Here is a 14,951-nt window from a genome sequence, read left to right as displayed (position 1 = left end):
GGGCTACCGGCCGCTACCAGATAATCGCGATGTCGTCCCGCTGGATGTTCAGTTCCGGCGCACCCTGCCCACCCTGACCGAGCGTCCCGCTGCTCACGTCCGGATGCACGCGGTCCAGCGTTACCGTCGCCTCCGCATCATTCAGTTCCGGCGCCTGATCCAGCGCGTCCCAGTGCCGCCCGCTTCGATACAGGTGCAGCTCGTCCCCCGGCCGCAGCCCGGCGGTGGCGCCGGAGGCGAGCGTAATCGAGCGGTCGTCCACCCGCACCACCCGTGTCATGAACGGCTGGCAGGCCAGCGCGGCGTCAATCGCCGACGCCATGCGGTCCACAGCGCCGGACACCGCCCGGCCGTAATCCGTCTTGAGAAAACCGGCCGACGCGAAGCCGGTGGAACTGCCCGGTTCGGCGTTCCAGTCTCCCGCTGCCCGGAAGCGCTCCTGATAAACGGGTGAGCCACTCAGCCCATCAAAGACCATCAGGTCCACCACGAATCGGCGACTTCGGTCCGACGCCCCGATGCCCCGCTTGAGGCCCGCCCACAGGGACGTGTTCCAGGCCGCCGGATCGGAGATGCCCACGTCCCGCACCACGCCGGCCACCACGAACTGAGCGCCCAGCTCCCGGGCCAGGGCGACCACGTTGGTGAGCTGATTGCTGCTGAGCTGGCGAGTAGGCGCATCCACCGGGTCTTCGAACAGCCCAGACTGAGTGGCGGACAGCACTTGCAGCCCCTGACTGGCCCGCAGACGGGCCTGAATCTGCTCCGGCAGCGCCGTATTCACATCGCCAATCTGCCCGACACGGGCCTGGTCTGGCTGCACCAGGGGGAAGCCAAGCACCGCCACGCGCTTTTTCAGGCGATAGGCGCTACCCGCCTGGCAACTGCCCTGCCCGTCGGTCACGTCGGCCCGGACCACCAGCCGAAGGCGATTACCGGAGCGCTGCTCGTCCACCACCTGCACGTTCCGGGCCCGGGCCTGGGCGGCCAGCTCGGTCCGCGATTCGGTAAGCACGCCGTTCTCCATCGTATCCCGGGTGCTCACGCTGGCCTCATACTGCAAGGCCAGATCCCGCAGCGCCGCCTCCCGGGCCTGGGACCGGGCCCGATCCAGGTCGCCGTTCACCACCGTGGCGTGGCCCACCCCTTCGAGGACCACCGCCCTCGCCGCAGGGGCACCCACGGCCAGCGCCAGAATCAGCGCCAGCAAAAGCGGCGCCGCCGGCCATGTGGACACCGGAGCGGCAACCAATGGCCGCCCGAACCGTTTGCAAAAGCGCGTTGTTATCACCGTGGTTTACTCACAGGGTTCATCTCGTTGAACAAAGGCGAGAGCCAAACGTTATTCCAGATAGTAGAGCGAATCGACATTCCGGCTTTCCACGTCCCCCACTGAATCATTCGCCCTGGGCATAGGAATCGGGCACCGTTCGCGCACCTGCTCGTCCGCCACCGCCGCCACGCAGGCCCGGAACCGGGGTTCCAGTTTCAGCTCCATCACGGTTTCGACCACGCCATCGCTGTGCTCGTTCACCGCCACCGTTTTGGCGCCCCGGATGTAGCTGTCCACATAGGTGCGGAACCGGTCGTTCTGGAGCACAAAATCGTTCACGGTGGAACTGCCGTAAATCACGGTGCCATAGACCCGTTCCGCCAGGTTGCGATAGGCATCCAGCTGCGAGGCCCGGCGCGCCAGCAGACGCTTGCGGGTATCCAGGCGGTCTTTGCTGGCATCCTCATAGGTGCCAAAGCCACTGACCCGGACGATGATGGGGTCGAGGTTGCGCCCGGTGTCATCGTCGGCGCGTCGATCCGTGCTGGCGCAGGCCGCCAACGTGAGGGCCAGCAGCGGCACCAGGATCCGGTGCAGAGTCATAGTCGTTCTCCGATCATACGTAGTGGGGTAGCCATGAAAAATTCGCGCCAGTTTCTTCAAGCCTTTGATAGTCAGCCGTTTCTCCGCAGAAAGGTTGGCGGCTACGGGGCCGTGCGGCAAATTCCTGCCAGTGGCGCCGGACCACGGCCGGTCATGGTTTGCGCCCCTGGCGTCGGCCCCGGATAATCCCATCAGCAGCATTCCCAAACCAATACCAGGGCCGGCCATGACCACCGACACAGACAACCTCCGCATTTACCTTGTCGGCGGCGCCGTTCGAGACAGCCTGCTGGGCCTGACGGTCAAAGACCGGGACTGGGTGGTCGTCGGCGCCACGCCGGAGGATATGCTGGCCCGGGGCTTTCGCCAGGTTGGTGCGGACTTCCCGGTGTTCCTGCACCCGGACACCGGCGAGGAGTTCGCGCTGGCCCGCACCGAACGCAAACAGGGCCGGGGCTACCACGGCTTCGCCGTATACAGCGCCCCGGACGTGACGCTGGAGGATGACCTTCGGCGCCGTGACCTTACCATCAACGCCATGGCCCAGACCGCCGACGGCACCCTGATCGACCCGTTCCACGGACAGGACGATCTGCGTGCGCGCCGGCTTCGCCATGTGTCCCCGGCCTTCGCCGAAGACCCCCTGCGCATTTTACGAACCGCCCGGTTTGCTGCCCGACTGGCACCCATGGGGTTTACCGTCAGCGACGAAACCCAGGCGCTGATGGCGGGCATGGTGGCCACGGGGGAGGTCGAACACCTGGTGCCCGAGCGGGTCTGGCAGGAAATCCAGCGGGCCCTGATGGAAGCTCGGCCGAGCGTGTTTTTTGACGTGCTGGCGGCCTGCGGCGCCCTCGCCGCACTGCTTCCAGAGCTGGCGGCTCAGCCGGCGCTGGACGCTGCCATGGGCGCCCTTCGCCGAGCCAGCCAGAGCGACGCGCCCCTGGCCGTCCGCTTTGCCGCGCTGCTCGCCGGCGTTGGTGGGGCGTTGGCGGCCGGGCGCGCCGCCGCGCTGAAAGCGCCCGCCGAGTGCCAGGAACTGGCCCGTTTGGCGGCCCATGGCGTCGAATGGCTGACGCAGGACCGGGAGCGGGCAGGATCCGCGCCGTCCGCCGAGCAGGCCCTTGCCTGGCTGGACCGGGCCGATGCCTGGCGCCGGCCGGAACGTTTCGAACGCCTGCTCCAGAGCCTGGGCTACGCCCTGCCCCAGGCCCTGGCACCCACGCTAGAGACCTTGCGGGCCGCCGCCGACAATGCCCGCGCCGTCTCCCCGAAGCCACTAATGGCGGAAGGCTACAAGGGCCCCGAACTCGGCAAAGCCATCCGTGCGGCGCGGTTGCGCCGTATAGAAGAACACTTGAATTAACTCACTTGCTTGCGAGGTTCCGCCCATGACCACAGAAGCCCCCGTCGCCCTTATCACCGGCTCCGCCCATCGTCTCGGCGCCCGCACCGCCGAGCGCCTGCACGAGCGCGGCTGGCGCGTGGTCATTCACTACCGCTCGCGCCGTGAGCAGGCGGAGGCGCTAGTGGCCCGGCTGAACGAGGCGCGGGCCGACTCCGCCATCGCCCTTCAGGCGGATCTGACCCGGCTTGATGACGTGCATCGTCTGGGCAAAGAAGCGGCCGCTCGCTGGGGCCACCTGAACGCCCTGATCAATAACGCGTCTGATTTCTACCCCACACCCACTGGCGAAGCCAGCCGGGAGGACTGGGACCACCTGATGAACACCAACCTGCGGGCGCCCTTTTTCCTGCTGCAGACCTGCCTGCCGGCCCTGCGCCAGAGCAAAGGCAGCGTGGTCAACCTGATCGACATCTACAGCGAAAAGCCCCTGGGCAACCACCCGATCTACTGCGCCACCAAGGCGGGCCTCGCCGCCATGACCCGGTCCTGGGCCAAGGACCTGGCGCCGGAATTGCGGGTAAACGGCGTGTCTCCGGGCGCCATTCTCTGGCCGGAAAACGAGGGTGCCATCGACAAGGGCTACCAGTCGGCCATCCTGGAGAAAACGCCCCTGGCCACCACCGGCCAGCCCGACGACATCGCCGGCGCGATCGTGTTCCTGGTCTGCGATGCACCCTTTGTGACCGGACAGATTCTGTCCGTGGACGGCGGTCGCAGCCTGAACATGTAAGCCTGCCCTGTTTGGGTCGGTCTGGGCTTTGCGGCTACAATGCCGTCACCCCACGTGCGGCCCGCGCCCAACGAGCCGGCGCCGCACCTACCGTGACGGAGAAGAACCATGCGTGACGTCGTGATTGCGGCCGCCAAGCGGACGGCCATCGGAACCTTTGGTGGCGGGCTCTCAAGCCTGCCGGCCCACCAACTGGGCAGCGCGGTGATTCGCGCACTGCTGGACGAGACCGGCATCGACGCCGGCCAGATTGACGAAGTCATTCTTGGCCAGGTGCTCACCGCCGGCTGTGGCCAGAACCCGGCCCGGCAAGCCGCCATCCACGCTGGTGTGCCCGCGTCGGTTCCGGCCATGACCATCAACAAGGTCTGCGGCTCCGGCCTGAAAGCCGTGCACATGGCGGTGCAGGCCATCCAGTGCGGCGACGCCGAGCTGATCCTGGCCGGCGGCCAGGAGAGCATGAGCCAGGCGCCGCACGTGCTGCCCAACAGCCGTAATGGCCAGCGCATGGGCAACTGGACCATGATTGACACCATGGTGCACGACGGCCTGTGGGACGCCTTCAACGATTACCACATGGGCATCACCGCCGAGAACATCGTCGACAAATACGGCATCAGCCGGGACGAGCAGGACGCTTTTGCCGCCGCCTCCCAGCAGAAGGCCGTCGCCGCCCGCGAGGCCGGCCACTTCACTGGCCAGATCGTTCCCGTGAGCATTCCCCAACGCAAGGGCGATCCGGTTGTCGTGGATCAGGATGAGGGCCCCCGCGCCGGCGTGACCGCGGACAGCCTGGGCAAGCTCCGGCCCGCGTTTCGCAAAGACGGTACCGTGACCGCCGGCAACGCCTCGTCCCTGAACGATGGCGCGGCGGCGGTTATCGTCTGCAGCGCCGAGAAGGCCCGCGCCCTGGGGCTGACACCGCTGGCCACCATCCGCGCACACGCCAACGCCGGCGTTGACCCCGCCATCATGGGCACCGGCCCCATCCCCGCCAGCCAGCGCTGTCTGCAGCGGGCCGGCTGGACCGTGGACGAGCTGGACCTGATTGAAGCCAACGAGGCGTTCGCCGCCCAGGCCATCTCGGTCAACCGGGACCTGGGCTGGGACACCAGCAAGGTGAACGTCAACGGCGGCGCCATTGCCCTGGGCCACCCCATCGGCGCCTCCGGCTGCCGCATCCTGGTGACCCTGCTGCATGAGATGGTGCGTCGGGACGCCCGCAAGGGCCTGGCCACCCTGTGCATCGGGGGCGGCATGGGTGTCGCCCTGGCGGTGGAACGCTGAGCCGGTGTTTCATGTGGTGCTGTACGAGCCGGAGATTCCCCCCAACACGGGCAACATCATCCGGCTGTGCGCCAACACCGGCTGCCAGTTGCACCTGATTGAGCCACTGGGATTCTCCCTGGAAGACAAGCAGATGCGGCGGGCCGGCCTGGACTACGGCGAGTACGCCACCGTCAAAGTGCACGGGAGCTACGACCAGTTCCTGGCCAGCGAGCAGCCCCGGCGCCTGTTCGGGCTGACCACCAAGGGCACACGCCATTACCACGAGGTGGCGTTTGAAGACGGCGACTACCTGATGTTCGGCCCGGAAACTCGGGGCTTGCCGCCAGAGGTACGGGACGGCCTGCCACCCGACCGTCGGCTGCGGGTGCCCATGCGCCCGGACAGCCGGAGCCTGAACCTGTCCAACAGCGTCGCGCTGGTGGTGTACGAGGCCTGGCGCCAGACCGGTTTTGCCGGCGCCGTCTAGCGGCCGGAACGTGTGACACCCGAAAACGCAAAAACCCGGCCATGGCCGGGTTTTTCATACGTCCCGGGATCTACCCGGGGTGGCGAACGCGTCAGTGCTGGGACTGGCCTGCGTCTTCGCCTTCCTGCTCTTTGCGCTGCAGGGCCTGGGCGTAGATGGCGTCGAAGTTCACCGGCGCCAGCATCAGGGCCGGGAAGCTGCCGCGGTTCACCAGGCTGTCGATGGCCTCACGGGCATAGGGGAACAGGATGTTCGGGCAGTAGGCACCCAGCATCTGACCGAGCTGCGGGCCTTCAATACCCTGCACCAGGAAAACGCCGGCCTGCTGAATCTCAACGATGTAGGCCACCTTGTCGCCCAGCTTCGTGGTCACCGTCAGGGACAGCACCACTTCGTACTGGTTGTCGCTGACCTTGGTGTGGCCGGTGTTCAGATCCAGATTCACCTGCGGCTTCCACTGCTCCTGGAACACCAGCGGCGAGTTCGGGGACTCGAACGACAGATCCTTCAGGTAAATGCGCTGGAGCGCAAACTGGGGCTGGTTCTGGTTTTCATTGCCTGCGGCTTGCTGGTTCTCAGCCATGGTCGTTCCTTATACGTTATTCGCGTTCATGGTCGGATGACAGAGCGGCCATTATCAGCAAGATGCTACTTCTTTACCAGCGGCAGGTTGGCTTCCTTCCACTCGCTGATGCCACCGCCGAGCCGCACCACGTTGGTGTAGCCCTCGGCGTTCAGCTGCTTGACCGCCATGCCACCGTGCTGGCCCATCTTGTCAGCGACAATGATCTGCTTGTCCTTGTACTTGTTCAGCTCGGAGGCCCGGCTCTTGAGACTGTTCAGCGGGATGTTCACGGAGCCGGTGATGCGGCCGGCGGTGAATTCCTTGCGATCCCGGATGTCTACCACAATGGCCTCGTCCTTGTTGATCAGGCTCACCGCGGCCTGGGCGGAAATCTTGGAGCCCCCGCGACGGGTTTCGAGAACGAAGATGGCCAGCAGAAAGGCGACGAACAGCGAGGCCAGAATGTAGTGGTTGACGACAAATTCAAACAAGCGATCCATGGAACTGCCCTGACAATGAGTTTGGCCGGATTATACACAGGCACCTCCCGGGACAGAAGGTGACGGCGCTGGCCCGAAAATGCGAAAATGAGTACACTCCATTTTCGGTTTCGTAAATTTACTAACATTTTTACATCCGGACAGCACGATGACTGAGACTCGCACGCCAACCGCACTGATCATTCTTGACGGCTGGGGCCATCGCGACCCGGCGGAAGACAACGCCATCAGCAACGCCAACACCCCATTCTGGGACGAACTCTGGGCCAAGCATCCAAAAACGCTGATCAACACCTCCGGCATGTTCGTGGGCCTGCCCCAGGGCCAGATGGGCAACTCGGAAGTGGGCCACATGAATCTGGGCGCGGGCCGCGTGGTATACCAGAGCCTGACCCGCATCGACAAAGACCTCGAAGACGGCAACTTCCAGAAGAACCCGGTGCTCTGTAAAGCCATCGACAAGGCCGTCTCCAGCGGCCGGGCGGTGCATCTGATGGGCCTGTTTTCCCCCGGCGGCGTGCACGCCCACGAGGACCATATCCTGGCCGCCGCCGAAATGGCCGCCGCACGGGGTGCGAAGGAAGTTTACGTACATGCGTTCCTGGACGGCCGCGACATGCCGCCCCGCAGCGCCAAGCCGTCCCTGGAAAAAGCCGCCGCGAAACTCAAAAGCCTGGGCGTGGGGCGCGTGGTCACCATCGTCGGCCGCTACTTCGCCATGGACCGGGACAACCGCTGGGATCGCGTCGAGGCCGCCTATAACGCCATGACCACCGGCGAGACCGAATTTACCGCCACCGACCCGGTGAGTGCGTTGGAAGACGCCTACGAGCGCGGCGAGAACGACGAGTTTGTGAAGGCCACCCACATCCAGGGCCCGGGCGAGCCGGACGGCCTGATCAGCGATGGCGATACCGTGCTGTTCATGAATTTCCGCGCAGACCGCGCCCGGGAAATGACCCGCACCTTCGTCGATCGGGAGTTCGACGGTTTCGAACGGCGCAGACACCCGGAACTGGCGGATTTCGTGATGCTCACCGAGTACGCGGCGGACATCAAAACCTCCTGCGCCTACCCGCCGGAGCAGCTCACCAACGGCCTGGGCGAGTACGTCTCCAAGCTGGGCAAGACCCAGCTTCGGATCGCCGAGACCGAGAAGTACGCCCATGTGACCTTCTTCTTTAACGGGGGTCTGGAATCGCCGTTCGAAGGTGAGGAACGCATTCTGGTGCCGTCCCCGAACGTTGCCACGTATGACCTGCAGCCCGAGATGAGCGCGCCGGAAGTCACCGACAAACTGGTGGAGGCCATCAAAAGCCGCAAGTTTGACCTGGTGGTGTGCAACTACGCCAACGGCGACATGGTGGGCCACACCGGCAAGCTGGATGCCGCGGTGAAAGCCGCCGAATGCCTGGACGCCTGTCTCAAGCGAGTGGTTGAGGCCCTGGACGAGGTGGGCGGCGAAGCGCTGATCACCGCCGACCACGGCAACTGTGAGCAGATGACCGACCCGAACTCCGGGCAGGCCCACACCTCCCACACCACCGGCCCGGTGCCGCTGATCTACACCGGGCACCGTCCGGTGCACCTGTCGGACGATGGCAGCCTGAGCGACGTCGCTCCGAGCCTGCTGACCCTGATGGGGCTGGAACAGCCGAAGGAAATGACCGGGCACAGCCTGGTCCGCATCGACTGATCCGGGCGCCTGCTTTGCGACGCATCATGGCCGCCGGCCTGGCCCTCGCCCTATGGGCGGGGGCTTTGCCGTTATACGCCCAGCCGGACGTTACCCCGGCTCAGGTGGAAGCCCTCAAGTCCCGCATCAGCGACATCAACGAGTGGCTGTCGGACGCCGAGAAAGACCGATCGGAGCTGGAACAGCAGCTGTCCGGCGCTGAGCGCCGGATCGGCGAACTGACCCGGGAGCGCAAGTCCCTCAACCAGCAGCTCGATCAGCAACAGAAAAAGCTGGACGACCTGGACCGCCAGCAGGGTGAACTCAGCCGCCAGCTGGATCAGCAGCGGGACAGCCTCAAGCAGCAGATCCGGGCCGCCTGGATGGCCGGTGACGCACCCGCCATCAAAGTGCTGCTGAACGAAGTCGACCCGGACCAGCTGGCGCGCACCATGACCTATTACGAGTACCTCAGCCGGGACAACGTAGCCCAGCTACAGGCCTACCAGAGCACCCTGCGCAAGCTCCGGGATACTCAGCAACAAGTTCTCGCCACCCAACAGCAATTGACCGACACCGAACAGACCCTCGCGGACCGACAGCAGCAGTTGGACGCCTCCCGCAAGCAGCGGGCCCAGGCCCTGGCCGCCCTGAAAAACGACATCCGCAGCAAGCAGTCCGAACGTGACCGACTGGAGGCAGACCGCAAACGCCTGGAAAAGCTGCTCAACCAGGTACAGGAAGCCATCGCCAACATCCCGGCCCCGAACGAGTCCAGCCCGTTCCGGTCGCTCCGCCACAAGCTGCCCTGGCCGGTGAAAGGCAAGGTGATCAGTCGCTACGGCGAATCCTACGCCGACGGCAAGCTCCGGCGCACCGGCCTGCTCATGAGCACCGCCGAGTCAGCGCCGGTCAAGGCCGTCCATTACGGGCGCGTGGTGTTCGCCAACTGGCTCCGGGGCTTTGGCCTGCTGACCATCATTGATCATGGTGACGGTTACCTGTCCCTATACGGGCACAGCAGCAGCCTGTTCACCAGCCCCGGAGACTGGGTCAGCGCCGGGCAGACCATCGCCGAGGCCGGGCAGACTGGCGGCGCCGCGTCTCCCGAGCTCTATTTTGAAATCCGTCACAACGGCAAGCCGACGAACCCCCTGGGGTGGCTTGCAAGGTAGTCAGACCCGCCTTCGAGGGCTGACAAACCTCCCGGCTGGCGCCATACTGTCCGGACTCAGGGAAACGTCGTCCAACCACTGGAAATAAAACGGGAACGCTTGATGAAACGGGTCAGAAGTCTCTCCACGTTATCGCCGCTCACCGCCCTCGCCTTCACCGCCTGTTTCATGCTCTCCCCCGGACTCGCCCTCGGCCAGGACAACCCGGCCGCCGAGTTGCTCAAGGGCTTGCAGGAAAATGGCCAGGTGGAAGTCACCCTGCCGGACCCGGAAAAACAGCTGCCCCTGGACGAGCTGCGCAAATTCACCGAAGTGTTTGCCCGCATCAAGGACGCCTACGTGGAGGACGTCTCTGACCAGCAGCTGCTGGAAAGCGCCATCAAAGGCATGCTGGCGGACCTGGACCCGCACTCCACCTATCTGGCCCCTAAGGACTACGAAGAGCTGGAGGAAAGCACCACCGGAGAATTCGGCGGCCTGGGCATTGAAGTCGGCATGGAAGATGGCTTCGTCAAAGTCATCTCCCCCATCGACGACACCCCGGCCCAGAAGGCCGGCGTGCAGGCGGGCGACCTGATCATCAAACTCGACGAAAAGCCGGTCAAGGGCATGTCCCTGGAAGAAGCCGTTCAACTGATGCGGGGCAAACCTGGCAGCCCGCTAACCCTGACGATCCTGCGGGAGGGCGAGAACGCCCCCATTGAGATTACCGTCAAGCGGGACGTCATCAAGGTCACCAGCGTAAAACAGCGTCTGCTGGAAAACGGCTACGGCTACGTGCGCATCACCCAGTTCCAGGCCGAGACCGGCGACCAGTTCAGCCAGGCCCTGCAGAAACTGAAGGACGACAACGGCGGCCCTCTGGACGGCCTGATCGTCGACCTGCGCAACAACCCCGGTGGCGTGCTGCAGGCCGCGGTCGCCACCGCCGATGCCCTGCTGGACGACGGCCTGATTGTCTACACCGAAGGGCGCATTCAAAGCTCCCGCCTGCGGTTCTCCGCTACGCCGGGCGATGAGATCAACGGTACGCCGGTGGTGGTTCTGATCAACGGCGGCTCAGCCTCCGCCTCGGAAATCCTGGCGGGCGCCCTGCAGGACCAGAAGCGGGCGGTGATCATGGGCACCCAGTCTTTTGGCAAAGGCAGCGTGCAGACGGTGATCCCCATGGACGACACCCACGCCATCAAGCTGACTACGGCCCGTTACTACACCCCGAGCGGGCGCTCCATCCAGGCCAAGGGTATTACCCCGGACATCCTGGTACGCCCGGCGGAACTCAAGGAACTGGACGGCCAGCCTTTCTTTACCGAGGCGGATCTTGAGGGCCACCTGACCGGCCCGGACGAGGGCTCGAAAGCGAGCACGGACACGGGGATGCCGGCGCCCGCCCAGAAAGACTATCAGCTGCGCTCCGCGCTGAACCTGCTCAAAGGGCTCCATATCCTGGGCAAGAACACCCACACGGGAGCCATGGGGGAGTGATCCGACGTATGCGCTTACGCCATGTCCTGACGGCGCTCGGCGTTGCGGCGTTTGGCGCCCTGGCCAGCGGCCCCGTCAGCGCCCAGCGGGCGCCTTCGGGCACGCCGCCGACCATTGCCATCATCATTGATGACATGGGGTTCGATGCCACCCAGGGCGAGCGCCTGGCGCGCATGGAGCAGCCGCTGACCCTGGCTTTCCTGCCCTTTCGCCCCCATACCGTGGCGCTGGCCCGTCTGGCCCATGAGCACGGCAAGGAAATCATGCTGCACGCGCCGATGGCCAACACCCATCATTACGAGCTCGGTGCCGGTGGGCTGACGCCCGACATGGATCAGCACACCATGACCACCGTGTTGCGGCGTTCCCTGCAGGCGATTCCCTACGTCGCGGGCGTCAACAACCATATGGGAAGTCTGCTGACCCAACAGCTCAAGCCCATGGACTGGGTGATGGCGGAGCTGGAGAAGTATCCGCTGTATTTCGTTGACAGCCGGACCATCGCGACGACGGTCGCGGGCAAGGTGGCCAGCGCCTACCGCGTTCCGAGCATTGATCGAGATGTATTCCTGGATAACGAGCAAACCGACGCCGCCATCGACGTGCAGTTCAAACGGCTGATCCAGCTGGCCCGAAAGAACGGCAGCGCCGTCGCCATCGGCCATCCCCACAAGGCCACCGTGGATTATCTCACCAAGCACCTGCCGGAGCTGGACGAACAGGGCATCGCCGTGGCCACCGTCAGCGGCCTGTGGGCCCTGCGCAACGACAACCGCAGCATGTTTGTGGATGGCTCTAAACAGCCGGTTCAACCGGCGTATGCCCGCAAGCAGTAAAACGGGGTCAGATGAAAAGCCGGGGAAACGGGGTCAGATGAAAAACGAAAAAGGGGCAGATGAGAAATCATCTGCCCCTTTTTCGTTTTTCATCTGACCCCTCGGCCCATCACCGCACCTCAATCCCCTGGGCCTTCATAAACGCCTTGGCCTCCGGAATCGTGTGCTGGCCAAAATGGAAGATGGAGGCGGCCAGCACGGCATCCGCGCCGCCCTCCGTCACGCCATCCGCCAGGTGCTGCAGTTCGCCAACGCCACCAGACGCAATCACCGGCACCGCCACCGCGTCACTAATGGCGCGGGTGAGCCCCAGATCAAAGCCGATCTTGGTACCGTCCCGGTCCATGCTGGTGAGCAGCAGTTCGCCCGCGCCCATCTCCACCATCTTCCGGGCCCAGTCGACGGCGTCCAGGCCGGTGGGCTTACGGCCGCCGTGGGTGAAAATTTCCCAACGCGGGGCCTCGCCCTCGGCGCTGACCTTCTTGGCATCGATGGCCACCACAATGCACTGACTGCCAAACCGGTCGGCCGCTTCGCGGACAAACTCCGGGTTGAACACGGCGGCGGTATTGATGGACACCTTGTCCGCACCGGCGTTAAGTAGCTTGCGGATGTCGTCCACGGTGCGAACGCCGCCGCCCACGGTCAGCGGAATGAACACTTCTGCGGCCATGCGCTCCACGGTCTCGTAGGTGGTATCCCGGCTTTCGTGGCTGGCGGTAATGTCGAGGAAGGTGATTTCATCCGCGCCCTGCTCGTTGTAACGACGGGCCACTTCCACCGGATCGCCCGCGTCCCGGATATCGACGAAGTTGACGCCTTTCACCACGCGGCCTTTGTCCACGTCGAGGCAGGGAATAATGCGTTTGGCCAGTGCCATGGTCGGTCCTCGGGTCGCTCAGTGATTCAGCGTTTTACGGAGTCAGCGTGTCGCAGTAGGCCTGGGCCTCGGCAACGTCCAGGGTGCCTTCGTAGATGGCCCGGCCGGTAATGGCGCCGATCACGCCTTTGTCGGCCACGGTGGCCAGGCGCTTGAGGTCGTCCATGTTGGTCACGCCGCCGGAGGCAATCACGGGGATGCCGCCGTCTTCGGCGAGCTTGGCGGTGGCTTCCACGTTCACGCCCTGCATCATGCCGTCCCGGGCAATGTCGGTGTAGACGATGGCGTCCACGCCGTCGTTGGCGAACCGCCGGGCCAGATCGACCGCCTGCACCTGGGACACTTCAGCCCAGCCGTCGGTAGCAACCAGGCCGTCTTTGGCGTCCAGACCGACGATAATATGGCCGGGGAAGCGCTTGCACATCTCGGTGACAAACTCCGGCTCTTTCACAGCCTTCGTGCCAATGATCACCCACTGGACGCCGGCCTTGAGGTAAGCCTCGATGGTCTCGGCGGAGCGGATACCGCCGCCAATCTGGATCGGCAGGTCCGGGAAGCGCTTGGCGATGCCCGTGACGATCTCGCCGTTGACCGGCTCGCCGGCAAACGCACCGTTGAGGTCCACCAGGTGGAGGCGGCGGGCGCCAGCGTTGACCCATTTGGCGGCAACTTCAATGGGGTCGTCGCCAAATACGGTGGAGTCTTCCATGCGGCCCTGGCGCAGGCGAACGCACTTGCCGTCTTTCAGATCAATCGCGGGAATAATGAGCATGAGGGTGTTTACTTGCCGTTCCAGTTGGTGAAGTTTTCCAGCAGTTGCAATCCCGCCCGGGCGCTTTTCTCCGGGTGGAACTGAACCGCAAAGACGTTGTCCCGGGCCACAGCGGCGGCCAGGTCGACGCCATAACGGGTGCGTCCGGCCATGTCGTCGTTGCCCTCGGCTTCGGCGTAATAGCTGTGCACGAAGTAGAACCGGTCGCCGTCGGGAATGTTCCGCCACAGCGGGTGGTCGACGGTCTGCCAGACCTGGTTCCAGCCCATGTGCGGCACTTTCAGTCGCTGGCCGTTTTCGGTGAGGTGGTCACCGAAATACCGCACTTCCGAGGGGAACAGGCCAATGCCTTCGACGCCGCCGTTTTCTTCGCTGCGGGCCATCAGCGCCTGCATGCCCACGCAGATGCCCAGGAACGGGCGGTCCCGGGAGACTTCCCGCACCAGTTCCACCACGCCAAGGCGGTGCATTTCCGCCATGCAGTCGCGGATGGCGCCAACGCCCGGGAGGATGACCCGGTCGGCTTCGCGGATCTGATCGGCGTTGTCGGTGACCAGTACGGTGCAGTCCGGGGCCACGTGTTCCACGGCTTTTCGAGCGGAATGCAGGTTGCCCATCCCGTAGTCAATGATGGCGACGGTTTTCATGTGGTGCGGATGTCCTCGGGAGATCGGTTACAGGCAGCCTTTGGTGGACGGGGTGATGTCCGCCATGCGCTCGTCCTTCTCGATCGCCATGCGCAGGGCACGGCCGAAGGCCTTGAACACGGTTTCAATCTGGTGGTGCGTGTTCTTACCTTTCAGGTTGTCGATGTGCAGGGTCACCATGGAATGGTTCACGAAGCCGTGGAAGAACTCCTCGAACAGGTCCACGTCGAACCCGCCGACCGAGCCGCGGGTGTAGGGTACGTTCATGCTCAGGCCGGGGCGGCCGGAGAGGTCGATCACCACACGGGACAGGGCCTCGTCGAGCGGCACGTACGCGTGGCCATAGCGGCGAATGCCCTTTTTATCCCCCACGGCCTGCTTGAAGGCCTGGCCCAGGGTGATGCCCACGTCCTCGACGGTGTGGTGGTCATCAATGTGCAGGTCGCCCTTGGCGACGATGTCAAGATCCACCAGGCCGTGCCGGGCGATCTGGTCCATCATGTGCTCCAGGAACGGGACACCGGTGTCGAACCTGGACACGCCGGTGCCGTCGAGATTGATCTCAACGGTGATCTGGGTTTCAAGGGTGTTGCGTTCTACGCGAGCCTTACGTTCGGCCATGGAGACTCCGTGGTTATCAACCGGC

At 64.6% G+C, this 14,951-nt stretch carries 16 protein-coding genes; 8 read left to right on the top strand and 8 right to left on the bottom strand.

The annotated features are described in order from the left end of the window. Nucleotides 1-13: 13 nt before the first annotated feature. The gene (locus V3388_RS02510; protein ID WP_336365939.1) at nt 14-1,237 is read right to left on the bottom strand and encodes a flagellar assembly protein T N-terminal domain-containing protein; all 1,224 of its coding nucleotides are present in this window, start codon (nt 1,235-1,237) and stop codon (nt 14-16) included. 105 nt (nt 1,238-1,342) lie between these two features. Next, nucleotides 1,343-1,876 carry an LPP20 family lipoprotein gene (locus tag V3388_RS02505; RefSeq protein ID WP_336365938.1) on the bottom strand — a complete coding sequence of 178 codons (534 nt, stop codon included), beginning with the start codon at nt 1,874-1,876 and terminating at the stop codon, nt 1,343-1,345. A gap of 226 nt (nt 1,877-2,102) precedes the next feature. Here V3388_RS02505 and V3388_RS02500 point away from each other — a divergent pair, with 226 nt between their 5' ends. From V3388_RS02500 to trmL, 4 genes are all read left to right on the top strand, one after another. Then, nucleotides 2,103-3,242 carry a multifunctional CCA tRNA nucleotidyl transferase/2'3'-cyclic phosphodiesterase/2'nucleotidase/phosphatase gene (locus tag V3388_RS02500; protein WP_336365937.1) on the top strand — a complete coding sequence of 380 codons (1,140 nt, stop codon included), beginning with the start codon at nt 2,103-2,105 and terminating at the stop codon, nt 3,240-3,242. A 25-nt stretch (nt 3,243-3,267) separates the two neighbouring features. After that, on the top strand, nt 3,268-4,014 hold the full coding sequence (locus tag V3388_RS02495; protein WP_336365936.1) for a pteridine reductase: 747 nt from the start codon (nt 3,268-3,270) through the stop codon (nt 4,012-4,014). Between the two features lie 108 nt (nt 4,015-4,122). After that, entirely contained in the window at nt 4,123-5,301 is a 1,179-nt protein-coding gene (locus V3388_RS02490; RefSeq protein ID WP_336365935.1) for an acetyl-CoA C-acetyltransferase, read from the top strand. A gap of 4 nt (nt 5,302-5,305) precedes the next feature. Beyond that, complete coding sequence (gene trmL / locus V3388_RS02485) at nt 5,306-5,770, top strand: tRNA (uridine(34)/cytosine(34)/5-carboxymethylaminomethyluridine(34)-2'-O)-methyltransferase TrmL (RefSeq protein WP_336366452.1); 465 nt, start codon at nt 5,306-5,308, stop codon at nt 5,768-5,770. Between the two features lie 91 nt (nt 5,771-5,861). Here trmL and secB read toward each other — a convergent pair whose 3' ends face one another. Then, entirely contained in the window at nt 5,862-6,353 is a 492-nt protein-coding gene (gene secB / locus V3388_RS02480) for a protein-export chaperone SecB (protein ID WP_336365934.1), read from the bottom strand. A gap of 65 nt (nt 6,354-6,418) precedes the next feature. After that, nucleotides 6,419-6,835, bottom strand: a complete 417-nt coding sequence (locus tag V3388_RS02475; RefSeq protein WP_336365933.1) for a rhodanese-like domain-containing protein — start codon at nt 6,833-6,835, stop codon at nt 6,419-6,421. A 148-nt stretch (nt 6,836-6,983) separates the two neighbouring features. On the opposite strand from V3388_RS02475, the gene gpmI reads away from it, so the two are divergent. The 4 genes from gpmI (at nt 6,984) to V3388_RS02455 (ending at nt 12,006) form a co-directional block, all read left to right on the top strand. Beyond that, entirely contained in the window at nt 6,984-8,531 is a 1,548-nt protein-coding gene (gpmI, locus tag V3388_RS02470; protein WP_336365932.1) for a 2,3-bisphosphoglycerate-independent phosphoglycerate mutase, read from the top strand. Nucleotides 8,532-8,557: 26 nt separating this feature from the next. Continuing rightward, complete coding sequence (locus V3388_RS02465) at nt 8,558-9,685, top strand: murein hydrolase activator EnvC family protein (RefSeq protein WP_442915609.1); 1,128 nt, start codon at nt 8,558-8,560, stop codon at nt 9,683-9,685. A 102-nt stretch (nt 9,686-9,787) separates the two neighbouring features. Then, nucleotides 9,788-11,170, top strand: a complete 1,383-nt coding sequence (locus V3388_RS02460) for a S41 family peptidase (protein WP_336365930.1) — start codon at nt 9,788-9,790, stop codon at nt 11,168-11,170. 8 nt (nt 11,171-11,178) lie between these two features. Continuing rightward, complete coding sequence (locus tag V3388_RS02455; protein ID WP_336365929.1) at nt 11,179-12,006, top strand: divergent polysaccharide deacetylase family protein; 828 nt, start codon at nt 11,179-11,181, stop codon at nt 12,004-12,006. Between the two features lie 109 nt (nt 12,007-12,115). Here V3388_RS02455 and hisF read toward each other — a convergent pair whose 3' ends face one another. Genes hisF through hisB form a run of 4 tightly spaced genes read right to left on the bottom strand, consistent with a single transcriptional unit; the run spans nt 12,116 to nt 14,926 of the window. Beyond that, nucleotides 12,116-12,886, bottom strand: a complete 771-nt coding sequence (gene hisF, locus V3388_RS02450) for an imidazole glycerol phosphate synthase subunit HisF (protein ID WP_336365928.1) — start codon at nt 12,884-12,886, stop codon at nt 12,116-12,118. Between the two features lie 34 nt (nt 12,887-12,920). Next, entirely contained in the window at nt 12,921-13,658 is a 738-nt protein-coding gene (gene hisA, locus V3388_RS02445) for a 1-(5-phosphoribosyl)-5-[(5-phosphoribosylamino)methylideneamino]imidazole-4-carboxamide isomerase (protein ID WP_336365927.1), read from the bottom strand. Nucleotides 13,659-13,666: 8 nt separating this feature from the next. Then, nucleotides 13,667-14,305: an imidazole glycerol phosphate synthase subunit HisH gene (gene hisH / locus V3388_RS02440; RefSeq protein ID WP_336365926.1), complete on the bottom strand. Its 639-nt coding sequence runs from the start codon at nt 14,303-14,305 to the stop codon at nt 13,667-13,669. A gap of 27 nt (nt 14,306-14,332) precedes the next feature. Then, entirely contained in the window at nt 14,333-14,926 is a 594-nt protein-coding gene (hisB, locus tag V3388_RS02435; RefSeq protein ID WP_336365925.1) for an imidazoleglycerol-phosphate dehydratase HisB, read from the bottom strand. Between the last annotated feature and the right edge of the window lie 25 nt (nt 14,927-14,951).

This window comes from Marinobacter sp. C2H3 (genome assembly GCF_037080155.1).
In the GTDB taxonomy this organism is placed as follows: Bacteria; Pseudomonadota; Gammaproteobacteria; order Pseudomonadales; family Oleiphilaceae; genus Marinobacter.
The sequence above is the reverse complement of the archived record's forward strand: the minus strand, read 5'-3'. Positions and strand labels throughout refer to the sequence as shown.

Coding starts and splice junctions, on each gene's coding strand:
- V3388_RS02505 (WP_336365938.1), bottom strand. CDS start 1,876: ATGACTCTGCACCGGATCCTGGTGCCGCTGCTGGCCCTCACGTTGGCG.
- V3388_RS02500 (WP_336365937.1), top strand. CDS start 2,103: ATGACCACCGACACAGACAACCTCCGCATTTACCTTGTCGGCGGCGCC.
- V3388_RS02495 (WP_336365936.1), top strand. CDS start 3,268: ATGACCACAGAAGCCCCCGTCGCCCTTATCACCGGCTCCGCCCATCGT.
- V3388_RS02490 (WP_336365935.1), top strand. CDS start 4,123: ATGCGTGACGTCGTGATTGCGGCCGCCAAGCGGACGGCCATCGGAACC.
- secB (WP_336365934.1), bottom strand. CDS start 6,353: ATGGCTGAGAACCAGCAAGCCGCAGGCAATGAAAACCAGAACCAGCCC.
- V3388_RS02475 (WP_336365933.1), bottom strand. CDS start 6,835: ATGGATCGCTTGTTTGAATTTGTCGTCAACCACTACATTCTGGCCTCG.
- gpmI (WP_336365932.1), top strand. CDS start 6,984: ATGACTGAGACTCGCACGCCAACCGCACTGATCATTCTTGACGGCTGG.
- V3388_RS02465 (WP_442915609.1), top strand. CDS start 8,558: ATGGCCGCCGGCCTGGCCCTCGCCCTATGGGCGGGGGCTTTGCCGTTA.
- V3388_RS02460 (WP_336365930.1), top strand. CDS start 9,788: ATGAAACGGGTCAGAAGTCTCTCCACGTTATCGCCGCTCACCGCCCTC.
- V3388_RS02455 (WP_336365929.1), top strand. CDS start 11,179: ATGCGCTTACGCCATGTCCTGACGGCGCTCGGCGTTGCGGCGTTTGGC.
- hisF (WP_336365928.1), bottom strand. CDS start 12,886: ATGGCACTGGCCAAACGCATTATTCCCTGCCTCGACGTGGACAAAGGC.
- hisA (WP_336365927.1), bottom strand. CDS start 13,658: ATGCTCATTATTCCCGCGATTGATCTGAAAGACGGCAAGTGCGTTCGC.
- hisH (WP_336365926.1), bottom strand. CDS start 14,305: ATGAAAACCGTCGCCATCATTGACTACGGGATGGGCAACCTGCATTCC.
- hisB (WP_336365925.1), bottom strand. CDS start 14,926: ATGGCCGAACGTAAGGCTCGCGTAGAACGCAACACCCTTGAAACCCAG.